General features: G+C 57.7%; 13 protein-coding genes. 7 read left to right on the top strand and 6 right to left on the bottom strand.

Annotation, left to right across the window (positions count from 1 at the left end; genetic code table 11):
• From DHN12_RS19100 to DHN12_RS19080, 5 genes are all read left to right on the top strand, one after another.
• A partial coding sequence (locus DHN12_RS19100) for an NAD(P)(+) transhydrogenase (Re/Si-specific) subunit beta (protein WP_199913546.1) occupies positions 1-385 on the top strand: 385 nt, incomplete at its 5' end.
• Positions 386-471: 86 nt separating this feature from the next.
• Positions 472-828: a VOC family protein gene (locus DHN12_RS19095; RefSeq protein WP_108861603.1), complete on the top strand. Its 357-nt coding sequence runs from the start codon at positions 472-474 to the stop codon at positions 826-828.
• 107 nt (positions 829-935) lie between these two features.
• A complete protein-coding gene (locus DHN12_RS19090) occupies positions 936-2,213 on the top strand; it encodes a DUF3422 family protein (RefSeq protein WP_108861602.1) in 1,278 nt (425 codons plus the stop codon).
• A 70-nt stretch (positions 2,214-2,283) separates the two neighbouring features.
• A complete protein-coding gene (locus DHN12_RS19085; protein WP_108861601.1) occupies positions 2,284-3,426 on the top strand; it encodes an MFS transporter in 1,143 nt (380 codons plus the stop codon).
• A gap of 59 nt (positions 3,427-3,485) precedes the next feature.
• The gene (locus tag DHN12_RS19080; protein WP_108861600.1) at positions 3,486-4,649 is read left to right on the top strand and encodes a M20 aminoacylase family protein; all 1,164 of its coding nucleotides are present in this window, start codon (positions 3,486-3,488) and stop codon (positions 4,647-4,649) included.
• 81 nt (positions 4,650-4,730) lie between these two features.
• Here DHN12_RS19080 and DHN12_RS19075 read toward each other — a convergent pair whose 3' ends face one another.
• Both DHN12_RS19075 and moaA read right to left on the bottom strand, forming a co-directional pair.
• Entirely contained in the window at positions 4,731-6,029 is a 1,299-nt protein-coding gene (locus tag DHN12_RS19075; protein WP_108861599.1) for a 3-deoxy-D-manno-octulosonic acid transferase, read from the bottom strand.
• Position 6,030: 1 nt separating this feature from the next.
• Positions 6,031-7,038 (bottom strand): GTP 3',8-cyclase MoaA, encoded by a 1,008-nt coding sequence (gene moaA / locus DHN12_RS19070; protein WP_058274374.1) that lies wholly within the window; start codon positions 7,036-7,038, stop codon positions 6,031-6,033.
• Between the two features lie 90 nt (positions 7,039-7,128).
• Between moaA and DHN12_RS19065 the strand changes: the two genes are divergently transcribed.
• The gene (locus DHN12_RS19065) at positions 7,129-7,545 is read left to right on the top strand and encodes a hypothetical protein (RefSeq protein ID WP_108861598.1); all 417 of its coding nucleotides are present in this window, start codon (positions 7,129-7,131) and stop codon (positions 7,543-7,545) included.
• On the opposite strand, the gene DHN12_RS19060 is transcribed toward DHN12_RS19065, so the two are convergent.
• Genes DHN12_RS19060 through glmU form a run of 4 tightly spaced genes read right to left on the bottom strand, consistent with a single transcriptional unit; the run spans position 7,533 to position 11,956 of the window.
• Entirely contained in the window at positions 7,533-8,219 is a 687-nt protein-coding gene (locus DHN12_RS19060) for a DNA alkylation repair protein (RefSeq protein ID WP_199913544.1), read from the bottom strand. The genes DHN12_RS19065 and DHN12_RS19060 overlap by 13 nt on opposite strands.
• Before the next feature lie 8 nt (positions 8,220-8,227).
• Positions 8,228-8,770, bottom strand: coding sequence for a pyridoxamine 5'-phosphate oxidase family protein (locus tag DHN12_RS19055; protein ID WP_108861596.1), 543 nt, complete (start codon positions 8,768-8,770; stop codon positions 8,228-8,230).
• 3 nt (positions 8,771-8,773) lie between these two features.
• On the bottom strand, positions 8,774-10,597 hold the full coding sequence (glmS, locus tag DHN12_RS19050) for a glutamine--fructose-6-phosphate transaminase (isomerizing) (RefSeq protein WP_108861595.1): 1,824 nt from the start codon (positions 10,595-10,597) through the stop codon (positions 8,774-8,776).
• 12 nt (positions 10,598-10,609) lie between these two features.
• Entirely contained in the window at positions 10,610-11,956 is a 1,347-nt protein-coding gene (gene glmU, locus DHN12_RS19045; RefSeq protein WP_108861615.1) for a bifunctional UDP-N-acetylglucosamine diphosphorylase/glucosamine-1-phosphate N-acetyltransferase GlmU, read from the bottom strand.
• 133 nt (positions 11,957-12,089) lie between these two features.
• Between glmU and DHN12_RS19040 the strand changes: the two genes are divergently transcribed.
• Positions 12,090-12,761, top strand: a complete 672-nt coding sequence (locus tag DHN12_RS19040) for an HAD-IA family hydrolase (protein ID WP_108861594.1) — start codon at positions 12,090-12,092, stop codon at positions 12,759-12,761.

Below are 12,761 nucleotides of genomic sequence, written 5' to 3'. Positions count from 1 at the left end.
GGGCAAGAATGTGCGCTTTGCGATCCACCCGGTCGCGGGCCGTCTGCCTGGCCACATGAACGTGCTGCTGGCCGAGGCGAAGGTGCCATACGACATCGTGCTGGAAATGGACGAGATCAACGACGACTTCCCCGAAACGGATGTGGCCATCGTTATCGGCTCGAACGACATCGTGAACCCTGCGGCGCAGGAAGACCCCAACAGCCCCATCGCCGGCATGCCGGTTCTGGAATGCTGGAAGGCCAAGCAGGTCTTCGTGTCCAAACGCGGCCAAGGCACCGGGTACTCGGGCATCGAAAACCCGCTGTTCTTCAAAGAAAACACCCGCATGTTCTATGGCGATGCAAAGGCAAGCCTCGACAAACTACTGCCTATGATCGAATAAGCCGGGTCAGGATAACTATCGGAAAGGCGCCCCAGTGGGCGCCTTTTCTGTTTTTGGTGTATCCTGAATTGAAAAGGAGGTGCCCGATGGAAAAAGTGAACGGCATAGGCGGCGTGTTCTTTCGCGCTCGTGATCCCGAGGCCTTGAGCGCGTGGTATGAAAAGCACCTGGGCGTAAATCACTATATCCCGGAGCCATGGAAACAGCGCGAGGGTTACACAGTCTTCGCCCCCTTTGTGCAGGACACCGCGTACTTCGGAAGATCCGAGCAGCAGTGGATGATCAATTTTCGTGTCGACGATCTGGCCACCATGATTGCGCAGCTTGAAGCCGCAGGGATCAAGGTTGAAACTAACGCAGAGTGGGACAGTGAGGTTGGCAAGTTCGCGCGCATCCATGACCCTGAGGGCAATCCGATCGAGCTGTGGCAACCAAATCAATGAGATAGCGGGTTTGTATACCGTAGTATTCTTGTAAGTATATGAAATAAAAAGAGAATTGATGAATTTTAAAGGTGTCGTATAGTGCCTCGGACGAAACGGAGCCCAAGATGACGCCGATAGATGACCATCCGCTGCGCTATGCGCTGGCCAATGAGCTGCACGCCCGGCCGTTTCCGGTGGCGGCGATGCCTTGCACAGTGGTCTTTCTGGCGATCAAGAAATCGGTTGCCGCCGTCGCGCGGGATCGCCGCGAAGATCTGGATCACCTGATCGATCTTCTCGACCGCCACGGGGCGCAGCATCCGCAGCCGGACGCCACACACTATGCCGGACAAATCGGCCGCCATTGGTTGAAGTGGGAACAACACACCGAGTTCGTGACCTATACGGCCATCGCCCAGAACGTCAGCGAGCGTGCGTTCAACCCGGCTGATTTTGAGGTTTTTCCCCCCGACTGGTTGATGGCCAGCCCCGGTCAGAGGGTCACGTCGGCCATGGTGCGTGTTGTCGAACGCGAAGGCGACGAGGGGATCAAATCCAAGCTGCTGGAATGGTTCGAACCAGAAAGCCTGGCTGTTGCTCGGGTGCTGGATGACGCAGCTGTTTGTGCAAGTGATTTTCGTATCGATCCGGCAGGGCACATGCGGTTTGCGCTGTTTGTCGCGAATGGAACCGGTCGGCGCAGGACGGGACGGATCGTCCAGCGTTTGTGTGAGATCGAGACCTACAAGGCAATGTCTATGCTGGGTTTTGCGCGGGTCAAACAACTGATGCCTCGAATCGGAAAGCTGGATGAAAAGCTGACGCGCCTGATGGGGCAGATGACCGACAATTCTGCCCAGCCCGACGAGTTGCTTCAGGATTTGCTGTCGACCTCGATTGAACTGGAAACTTTGGCGGCGCAGTGTTCGTTCCGGTTCGGAGCCACGGGTGCCTATGAGGCCATCGTAAATCAGCGAATTGAGGTCCTGCGCGAAGAGCGTTTTGAAGGCGGTCAGAACTTTGCGGACTTTATGATGCGCCGATACGACCCGGCGATCCGTACGGTGAAATCCACGGAACGTCGCCTGCAAGCCCTTTCAGATCGGGCCATCCGTGCAGGGGAACTGCTGCGAACCCGCGTAGATGTTGAGCGCAGTGCGCAGAACCAGGCCCTGTTGGAAAGCATGGATCGCCGCGCCGATCTGGCCTTGCGCCTGCAGCACACGGTCGAGGGGCTTTCCGTGGTCGCGATCAGCTATTATGCCGTATCGCTGGTCAGCTATTTGCTCTACCCCCTGACGGATACCGGGATCAGTAAAGGGATGTTAAGCGCAGGGGTCACGATTCCGGTTGTCTTGGCGGTATGGTTTGCCGTTCGCAGGATTCGAAAGCGGTTGGAGTAGATCCGTATTTGCCTTTGGACCTGCGAGTTGTACAACAAACGCGTTTGACACTTGGGTCGAGGAATTCTCTGTGATTGGAATCGTGTCGGCGTGGCGGGCCGTGGCCGCCATGTTCATATTGAATGGCGCATTGTTCGGCATCTGGGCATCGCGCATTCCAGCAGTCCGGGACAAACTGGACCTGACGCATGAGACACTGGGATATGGCCTGTTGTTTATGGCGGCGGGCGCGGTGTGTTCATTTCCGATCACAGGCTGGTTGACCGACAGGTTCGGCGCGGTGGTTCTGACGCGGTACATTGCCGTTCTCTATACGGTTTCGTTGATCCTTCTGGCCCTCGCGGGTAGCTTCTGGTCGCTTGCGGCTTTTTTGTTTGTATTCGGGGCTTTCCACGGCTCGATGGATGTGGCGATGAACGCCTGGGCGGCGGAGGTTGAGCAGGCGTACAAGAAACCCGTGATGTCATCATTTCACGCGATGTGGAGCCTTGGGGCAGGGTTGGGCGCCCTCAGCGGATTTGCAGCAGTGCAGATGGGGCTGACAGTGATCCAACACTTTTTGCTGGCGGGTGGGATCGTCGTTGGGTTGGCATTGGCATTGTCATGGGTACGCTGGACATCGCGCCGCGCGGCCGTGTCCGGAGGCAGGGTATTTGCATTACCTTCAGGCGCATTGATCCTTGTGGGCTTCACCGCTCTGTGCGGAGCGTTGGGGGAAGGTGCAGTGGCGGATTGGAGTGCGGTTTTCCTACGGGACGTGACCGACGCCGCCGAAAGCATTGCGGCATTGGGCTATGCGGTATTCTCGGTTGCCATGGTTGCTTTCCGCTTGGCAGGCGGGTTTGTCATTGCGCGGTTTGGACCGGTGGCAACAGCGCGATTTGGCGGGGCTTGCGCCGCTTTGGGTGTGTTCTGTGTTGTGTCCGCTGCCGAGGCAGGACTGGCATTGGCAGGTTTTGCGATGATGGGGATCGGGTACGCGGTGATCATGCCGTTGGCGTTCAGCCGGGCGGCAAGTGATCCCAACGTACCGCCGGGGCAGGCGATCGCCAGCGTCGCCACGCTGGGGTACGGAGGCCTGTTGATTGGCCCACCGCTTATTGGGTTTCTCGCAGAGATGCTTACATTGCGCATAGCATTCACGGCGCTGTTGCCGCTGGCCGTATTCATCGTCCTGTTGGCGGGTTCGTTGCGACCCGCCGAAACAGATTGAAGTCATGGCGGAGCCATAGCGGAGCAGCAGGCCGGAAAACCAACAGTTAGGAGACCAACATGCCGATCAAAAACCGGTTCGCCGAGTTGCAGGGTGAAATCACCGAGTGGCGACGCGATATTCATGAAAACCCGGAAATCCTGTTCGAAACCCACCGCACCAGTGCCCTGGTCGCCGACAGGTTGCGGGACTTTGGCTGTGATGAAGTGGTGACAGGCATCGGCCGAACCGGAATTGTCGGCGTGATCAAGGGCAAGACGGACACAAGCGGCAAGGTGATCGGGCTACGGGCGGATATGGATGCGCTGCCGATCCACGAGGCGACCGGGCTGGACTATGCCTCAAAAACCGACGGCGCGATGCACGCCTGCGGCCATGACGGGCATACGGCGATGTTGTTAGGGGCCGCGAAATACCTGTCCGAGACGCGCAATTTTGACGGCACTGTGATTGTGATCTTCCAACCCGCCGAAGAAGGCGGCGGGGGAGGGCGCGAGATGTGCGAAGACGGCATGATGGACCGCTGGGGCATTCAAGAGGTCTATGGCATGCACAATTGGCCAGGTCGTCCGGTGGGCAGCTTCGCCATCCGACCTGGGGCCTTTTTTGCGGCGACAGATCAGTTCGATATCACTTTCGAAGGCAAAGGCGGGCACGCCGCCAAGCCTCATGAAACGGTCGACACCACCGTGATGGCGGCTCAGGCCGTATTGGCGCTGCAAACCATTGCATCGCGCAATGCCGACCCGATTGACCGCCTTGTGGTCTCGGTCACGTCGTTTGAGACGTCGTCAAACGCGTTCAATGTGATCCCCCAATCGGTGAAGATCAAAGGGACCGTGCGTACGATGAGCAAAGAAATGCGCGACTTGGCTGAAAAGCGCGTTCAAGAAATCTGCGCAGGTATTGCCGCCACCTTTGGCGGCGCGGCCGATGTGACCTATTACCGGGGTTATCCGGTGATGGTGAACAGCGACGAGCAGACCGATTTTGCTGCGGATGTTGCGCGCTCTGTGTCTGGAAACTGTGACGAAGCGCCCTTGATCATGGGCGGTGAGGACTTTGCCTTTATGCTGGAGGAACGGCCCGGAGCGTACATCCTGGTTGGCAATGGCGACACAGCGGCTGTGCATCATCCCGAATATAATTTTAACGACGAGGCGATTCCGGTTGGATGCAGCTGGTGGGCCGGGATCGTGGAACAACGGATGCCCGCGGCCTGATGACGGCGTAGGGAAGCGAGGGGCCAGCCCCTCGCGCTCCCCGGGACATTTATGGCCAGATGAAGTTGGACCCTTGCTGCGTCAGGCAAGGTTGAGTGTATCACACAAGGTGTTGATCACATGGTCCAACGCGGATTTCTGGTTGTTGACGCAGGATTTCGCGCCAGCCTGCGCTTTGTCGAGCGCGGTGTCGTCTGACAACCAATTCGCAACGGCATCCGAGAGTTGCGGAGCGGAATTGACCTCGGTCGCGCCACCGCTTTCGATCAGTGGCGCGAAGGTTTCCGCAAAATTGAAGTACCCCGGACCAGTGATCACAGCGGCACCGGCCTGTGCGGGCTCAAACGGGTTGTGACCGCCGACTTCCTTGAGCGAGCCGCCCAGGAACACGATTGGGCACAATGCGTACCATGTGCCAGTTTCGCCCAGTGTGTCAGCGACGTAAACTTGAGTCTGCGGCGCGATCTTGTCGCCCTTGGTGCGGAAGGCGGCGGACTGCCCGGCGGACTCGAGCAGATCTGCAACCTCTGACCGTCGTTCGGGGTGCCGGGGGATCAGCAGAAGCAGCAGATCGGGCCAGCGTTGCAACAGCTTGGCATGCGCGGCCAGAACCGTTTCTTCCTCACCTGCATGGGTCGAACTGGCGATCCAGATCGGGCGGTCGGCGATTTGAGCGCGGATATCGCTCAGCGTGGTCCGATCGACCGGCAGGGGGTCCGACATGGCTTTGAGGTTGGTGCCGGGCTGTACCCGATCGGGGAGTGCACCCATGTCGATAAGATTTCCCGCCGTCTTGTCATTCTGGGTTAGGAACAGTGTGAAATGGTCCAGAATAAATCGCGCGGTTTTGGGTCGCTTCTTCCATCCCTCGACCGAGCGATCCGATAGACGCGCGTTGAGCAGCGCCAGCGGAACCTCGCGCCGAGATGCTTCGACAATCAGGCGTGGCCAGATTTCACTTTCGACGAAGACGCCGGCGTCAGGGCGCCAGTGATCCAAAAAACGCTTCACCGGTCCGGCTGTGTCTAGTGGTGGGAATTGATGGCGTGCGCGCGGTGGCATTCGTTTTTCGATCAGCGCGGCCGAAGTTGGGGTTCCGGAGGTAATCAGAAACTCAGCCTGGGGCAGGCCTTCGCCCAGACGTTTGATGAGGCTGATGACGGACAGAGTTTCGCCAACGCTGGCGGCGTGGAACCAGATCAGCTGCCCATCCGGGCGGGTTTGCGTGGCGTGGCCAAGGCGTTCCTGCTGGCGCGTTTCGGGAACGCCCGCCGTCTGCAGCTTTTTGCGAACCGTGCGCCATGCCAGCGGGGCCGCAACGGAAGTCAGGCCGCAATACAGCTTGTACAGCAGCGTTGGCTGGTCGGGGTTGTTTGGCACTTTAGCCGCCCGTGTGGCTCATGTGGCGGCTCATCTGGCCGTCGACGGCCTGACGGGAATAGTCGAAATCATGCCCTTTGGGCTTGAGGGTGATCGCGGACCTGATTGCCTCTTCCAATGATTTATCACTGTCGGGATGATCGCGCAGCGGCGCGCGCAGGTCGGCCATATCCTCTTGCCCAAGGCACATGTACAGCTCACCGGTGCAGGTCAGGCGCACGCGGTTGCAACTTTCGCAGAAGTTATGCGACAGCGGAGTGATAAAGCCGATTTTCTGGCCCGTATCCTCAAGCCGTACATAACGCGCAGGTCCACCAGTCCGTTCGGCCAGATCCGTAACGGAATAGTGTTTTTCATATTCCTTGCGCACATCTTCGAGAGACCAGTACTGGTCCAGGCGGTCTTCGTTTCCGATGTCACCCATGGGCATGACCTCAATCCAGGTCAGATCCATATCACGCTCGGCACACCATTCGGTGATCTTTGGCAATTCGGGTTCATTGAACCCTTTCAAGGCGACCGCATTGATCTTGACCCGCAGACCCGCTTTCTGCGCGGCGTCGATTCCGTTAAGAACCTGTTTGAGGCGTCCCCAACGGGTGACCTTGGCAAATTTGTCCTCGTCCAGCGTATCCAGCGATACGTTCACGCGACGAACACCGGCAGCGTACAGATCATCGGCAAATCGGTGTAGTTGCGAACCATTGGTGGTTAGCGTCAGCTCTTTTAGGGCGCCGCTGTCCAGATGACGGGTCATCGAATTGAAAAACGTCATGATATTGCGGCGCACCAGCGGCTCGCCGCCGGTGATGCGCAGCTTTTCAACGCCCATGTTCACAAAGGTCGAGCACATGCGGTCCAGCTCTTCCAGCGTCAGCAGGTCTTTCTTAGGCAGAAAGGTCATGTCCTCGGACATGCAATAGACACAGCGGAAATCGCAGCGATCCGTAACGGATACGCGGAGATAGGTGATGGCACGTGCGAACGGGTCGATAAGCGGAGCTGTCATGCGACATAGGTAAAGCTGCAACCGCCCTGCGACAAGGGCGAACTGCGCTTTGCGCTGGAACAGATGCGCGCAGGGCGATAGGTTTGCGTCATGAGATATACGCTTTTGGCTATTTGTGTTCTGGTGGCGGGATGTGACACCGTGCGGTCGACCACTGATCGCGTCTTTGGTGGCGACAAGCCCCCCGAAGAAGCAGAACCCGCCGTTGTGGAAGAGGTGGTCGAGCCGCAACCTGTTGCCGTTGCCGCCACTGGTTGGGTCGGTCCAAAAACCACGATTGCCGGTCTGGGAGATCCCACAACACCTGGTCGATGGCTGGAAACGTCTTTAGTGGAGACCGAGTTCACCGGGCGCGTGGTTGTGCCGCGTACGGGCGCGCAGGCCTATATCACTTTAATTCCAGCAACCGGGCCAGCCGGGGGCGGCAGCCGCCTTTCGCTGGATGCGATGCGGGCCCTGCTGCTGCCATTTGATGAACTGGTTGAGCTGGAAGTTTATTCCAACTGACCTTTCAGATATTTACCGGCCTCTTTTCGCGCAAATGGCTTCATCGCGTCGCCGTGTGTTTTCAAAAAGGCAATGACCCGGTCCGGGTCGTGCTTGGACAATTCGCGCAGCCACCAAGCGACGGCTTTTTGAATGAACCAGTCGCGATCGGGCACGTAGCCTGCAGCCCAACCCAGAATGCGGTCTCGGCGTTGCAGGTCTTCCGGTTTGGGGTGGTTCTGTTTGGTCCAGGGCAGGGTCGCCACCAGCGCCGCGCGCCTGGTCCACATGTGGTCCGATTTTGTCCAGCTTTCCACCTGATCCAGCCGCGAAGGGTCGGCTGACAGGCGCTTTTGCATCGCCATGCAGGCGTGATCCGCCACAGCCCAGGCATCAAAATCCGGCAACCAGCTTTGCAGCAGGTCCCAAACGGCATCATCAGGTCGGATGCGCGCCTGTGTCAGCAGTTTTGCAGCGGCAAGGCGTCCCTCGTGGATATTGGTCTGCCACAACGCATCTGCCAGTTCGACGCGCGTTGCTACATCCAACTGCTGTCGCCAGGTTTTGGTCAGATCATTCAGGATCGGGTTTGCCACGCCCAGATGGGGGCGGTCGGCCTTGTGATAAGCCGCCATCTGTTCGGCGCGGGCGGGATCGGATTGGGCTTTGATCTGGTCCAGATAGGCTTCAAGCATCAATTAACTCAGGGTCGGGCGCGTGTGGGCTTGCCATCAATAGTCTGTTGGTTCTTTTCAACCCAGTAGAATTGGATCTGCTCGTCAGATTTGCCATCGACCCATTTCTGCATCGTGTCGCGTTCGGACTGATATTCCATGAATGGCACAGCATAGCCGCATGAGGTCTGAACCACATCGATATCCAGATCATAGATCTGACGCGCGCTGCGATGATCGGGGAACAGGTCAGCCAGATCATCCCAGCCATCGTCCCCCATATGCAGCGTGCGCGCGGTCCCATAGGTTCGCAGGATCAAGGGTAGGGTCGTGAACGAACACCACATCAGCGTCATACGGTTGGCTTCAAGCAGATGACCGGCGGTTTCGTTGCCGCTGCCGGTCAGGTTCATCCAGGCAATCCGGTTCGGGCCGAGAACGCGCAGCGAATCCATTCCTTTGGGCGAGATGTTGACCCGTCCGTCGGGCGCCGCAGTGCCGACGAAGAACATGTGCTGTTCTTCGATGAATTTACGCTGCCCGCCGTCCAGAGCCGGAAATTGCTTAGCCATGTCTCACTCCACTGTAACCGATTTTGCCAAGTTGCGCGGCTGGTCTACATCCGTGCCTTTGGCCACCGCCGTGTGATAGGCCAGCAGTTGTGCAGGGACCGAGTAGAGGATCGGCGCCAGGCTAGGGTGGACATGCGGCATTCGGATGGTGCTCCAGACGCCATCTTCAGCCTCGGCAATCCCGTCATCGTCCGAGACCAGAATGACCTTACCCTTGCGCGCCATCACCTCTTGCATGTTCGATACCGTCTTGTCGAACACGGTGTCGCGTGGGGCCATGACCACCACAGGCATGTTCTTGTCGATCAGGGCGATTGGTCCGTGCTTCAGCTCACCCGAAGCATAACCTTCGGCGTGGATATAGCTGATTTCCTTTAGCTTCAGCGCCCCCTCCATCGCCAGCGGATACATCAGGCCGCGACCCAGAAACAGAACGTCGCGGGCCTCGGACAGGCGCTGGGCGGATGTCTTGATGGCTGGGTTTTGATCCAGCGCCGCGTTCAGCACTGTTGGCAGACCGCGCAGCGCAGCATAGTGGTCGGCCAGTTCCTCATGGGTCAGCGTACCACGATCCGCAGCCGCTTTGAGTGCCATCATCAGCAGAACGCTCAGTTGGCACGTGAATGCCTTGGTCGAAGCCACGCCGATCTCAACGCCTGCATGGATGGGCAGGGCAATATCGCTTTCGCGGGCGATCGAACTTTCGGGGACGTTGACGACCGAAACGATCTTGTCCGCCTTGCCTTCGCAATAGCGCAGTGCCGCCAAAGTATCGGCGGTTTCACCAGACTGGCTGACGAACAGCGCCATCGTGCGCCCCGTGATCGGAGGCTCGCGATAGCGGAACTCGCTGGCGATATCGACCTCGACCGGCATTTGCGCTAATTGCTCGAACCAGTACTTTGCGGTCAGACAGGCGTAAAATGCTGTGCCACAGGCCACCATGGTCAATCGATCCAGTTTGGCGAAATCCAGATCGGTGCCAGGCAGCACCACCTGATCGCCGTTACCGGGCAAATAAGACCGGATCGCGTCAGCAATCACTACGGGCTGTTCGGCGATTTCCTTGGCCATGTAGTGCTTGTGGCCATTCTTGCCGGTTCGCGTGTGATCCAGCTTGATCCGACGCGTTTCGCGGTTCGCCAATTCACCATCTTCGTTACGAATCTCCAGAGAGGTCCGGGTCAGTATTGCTCGGTCACCCTCTTCAAGATAGGTGATACGGTCGGTCAGCGGGGCCAGTGCGATGGCGTCTGAACCTACATACATCTCGCCATCTCCGTGCCCGATGGCCAGTGGAGATCCTTTACGCGCGGCGATAATCAGGTCGTCCTCTCCATCGAAAAGGAACGCCAATGCAAATGCGCCCTCAAGTCGATCAATCGTCTTAAACGCGGCTTGAATAGGTGAGAGGCCGGTCTTCAGATAATGCTCGGTCAATAGAGCGACGGTTTCGGTATCGGTTTCTGTTGTAAAATCGATCCCATGTTCCGCCAGTTCTGCCCGCAGCTCACGATAGTTCTCGACGATACCGTTATGCACCACCGCGACTGGGCCGGCCTTGTGCGGATGCGCGTTGGTCACCGACGGTGCGCCATGGGTGGCCCAGCGGGTGTGACCGATACCGGATTTTCCGGGCAGGGGGTCATAAACCAGCAAATCGCTGAGGTTGACAAGCTTGCCCACCGCCCTGCGACGTTGAAGTTTGCCGTCATTGACAGTCGCGATCCCAGCGCTGTCGTATCCGCGATACTCCAGTCTTTTTAGGGCCTCCACTAGGGTGGGGGCGGCTTCGTGCTCGCCCAGTACACCAACAATACCACACATAAATCAGGCTCCTTAGTTGTGGCGCGCTTTCTTTGCCTTCAACATATTAAACAATTTTTTTGCATAACCGGGCTTATTTTCCTGTTTAGCGCGGGCCATTGCCAGCGCTTCGGGTTCGACATCACGCGTGACAATCGTGCCAGCGGCGGTCATCGCGCCGTCACCCACATTCACTGGTGCCACCAGCATAGTGTTCGAACCGACAAAGACGTTTTCGCCAATCGTTGTACGATGTTTGTTAAAGCCGTCATAGTTGCAGGTGATCGTGCCCGCCCCAATATTGGATTTTGCCCCAACAGTTGAGTCGCCGATATAACTCAAATGGTTAACTTTAGCACCTTCGGCGATTTCAGTGTTTTTTAGTTCGACGAAATTGCCGATGCGCGTGTTTTCAGCCAATTCCGTACCCGGGCGCAAGCGGGCATGTGGCCCAACGATTGAACCGCGGCTTATGTGGCAACCTTCGAGGTGTGAAAACGACCGGATTGTCGCCCCACTTTCAACAGTGACGTCCGGTCCGAAAACAACATTGGGTTCGATAACAGTGTCTCGTCCAATTACCGTGTCGGCTGCCAAGTACACCGTTTCCGGTGCCATCAACGTTACGCCGAGTGCCAGAAACTCTTTGCGCGCACGGCTTTGGAATTCGGCGTCAGCCGCGGCCAGGTCGGCGCGAGAATCTACCCCCATAGTTTCAGCCTCGTCGCATTTGATCGCTGTTGCCGACAGCCCACGCGCATTTGCCAGTGCCACGATTTCGGTCAGGTAATATTCGCCCGAGGCGTTGTCATTGCCGACCGCGTCAATCAATTCGAACAGCAGTTTTGCATTGCAGGCCAATAGCCCGCTGTTGGTAAAGCGAATGGCGCGCTGTTCTTCGGTTGCGTCTTTGTATTCAACGATTTCGACCAGTTTTTCGCCATCCATGATCAACCGGCCATAACGGGGCTGAACTTCGGCAATATCAAAGCCCAGCATGACCAGATCAAAGGATGCGCGCGCCTCAATCATACGCTCCAGTGTTCTGGGGTCGATAAAGGGCGTGTCGCCGTAAAGGACGATCACATCGCCATCGAAATCGGCCAGAGCATCCCGCGCCTGCGCAACTGCATGCGCTGTTCCAAGCTGTTCTTCCTGAACGACAATCTGCGCGGCTTCATCCTCGGAAGTGGCGGCTTTAGCAACCTCCTCAGAGCCGTGACCAGTGACAATAACGGTTCGTTCAGGTGACAGCACTGCACCGGTGCGCATCGCGTGCACCAACATCGGCGTTTGGGCAATCGGGTGCAATACTTTTGGGATATCCGAATTCATCCTGGTGCCTTTTCCGGCGGCAAGGATAACAAGGGCGATGGTCATAAAAACGATTTCTCTTTGTGTTTTGCTGCGACCCGTTTTATCCGCTGAGTTCAAAGGCGCAAGCGGTTCGGGCATCAAACAAGATTGCCGTTTGCAACACTTATGGCGAAGTCTCGCCGAATTAGGGGACAAAATGCGTACGGTTATCTTCGATCTGGACGGGACCTTGGCCGATACATCGGGCGATTTGCTGGCCGCCGCCAACCACTGTTTTCGGCATATGGGGCATGGGGATGTGTTGGTTCACGGCGAAGATTCGGGCGTTGCGCTGCGCGGTGGCCGAATGATGCTGACCCATGGGTTGAAACGGGTGGGCGCTTATGACAATGCAACGGTTCAAGACTACTATCCAATGCTGCTTGAAGCGTATTCCGACGATATCGACACGCATACCCATTTCTACCCTGGCGCGCTGGACGCAGTGGAAATGTTAAAGTCCGCAGGTTACGGGGTTGGCATCTGTACCAATAAGCCCGAGGCATTGGCCCATAAATTGCTCACGCAGATGGGCGTGCGTGACCTGTTTGCCTCTTTGGTTGGTGCGGACACGCTGTCGGTGCGCAAGCCTGATCCGGAACCGCTGCGCGAAGCTGCCCGCCGGGCGGGTGGTCATCCTGATTTATGTGTTCTGGTTGGCGATTCCGACACTGACCGAAACACGGCCCGTGCCGCGGGTGTGCCGTCGGTATTGGTTACCTTCGGCCCGTCCGGCGATGATATGGCCGCGCTGGAACCCGAAGCTCTGCTGCACCATTTTCATGATTTACCAGAATTGGTTGCAGAGTTGATTGGCGTGGCCGCGTAA

The organism is Ruegeria sp. Alg231-54 (assembly GCF_900143525.1).
Taxonomy (GTDB): Bacteria; Pseudomonadota; Alphaproteobacteria; order Rhodobacterales; family Rhodobacteraceae; genus Ruegeria.
Note: the sequence above shows the minus strand (reverse complement) of the source record. Positions and strands in the feature narration are given on the sequence as shown.

Excerpts from the sequence above, each read along its gene's own strand:
- DHN12_RS19055 (WP_108861596.1), bottom strand. The coding sequence starts at position 8,770 with ATGGCTAAGCAATTTCCGGCTCTGGACGGCGGGCAGCGTAAATTCATC.
- glmU (WP_108861615.1), bottom strand. The coding sequence starts at position 11,956 with ATGACCATCGCCCTTGTTATCCTTGCCGCCGGAAAAGGCACCAGGATG.
- DHN12_RS19080 (WP_108861600.1), top strand. The coding sequence starts at position 3,486 with ATGCCGATCAAAAACCGGTTCGCCGAGTTGCAGGGTGAAATCACCGAG.
- DHN12_RS19065 (WP_108861598.1), top strand. The coding sequence starts at position 7,129 with ATGAGATATACGCTTTTGGCTATTTGTGTTCTGGTGGCGGGATGTGAC.
- glmS (WP_108861595.1), bottom strand. The coding sequence starts at position 10,597 with ATGTGTGGTATTGTTGGTGTACTGGGCGAGCACGAAGCCGCCCCCACC.
- DHN12_RS19095 (WP_108861603.1), top strand. The coding sequence starts at position 472 with ATGGAAAAAGTGAACGGCATAGGCGGCGTGTTCTTTCGCGCTCGTGAT.
- moaA (WP_058274374.1), bottom strand. The coding sequence starts at position 7,038 with ATGACAGCTCCGCTTATCGACCCGTTCGCACGTGCCATCACCTATCTC.
- DHN12_RS19060 (WP_199913544.1), bottom strand. The coding sequence starts at position 8,219 with ATGCTTGAAGCCTATCTGGACCAGATCAAAGCCCAATCCGATCCCGCC.
- DHN12_RS19090 (WP_108861602.1), top strand. The coding sequence starts at position 936 with ATGACGCCGATAGATGACCATCCGCTGCGCTATGCGCTGGCCAATGAG.
- DHN12_RS19040 (WP_108861594.1), top strand. The coding sequence starts at position 12,090 with ATGCGTACGGTTATCTTCGATCTGGACGGGACCTTGGCCGATACATCG.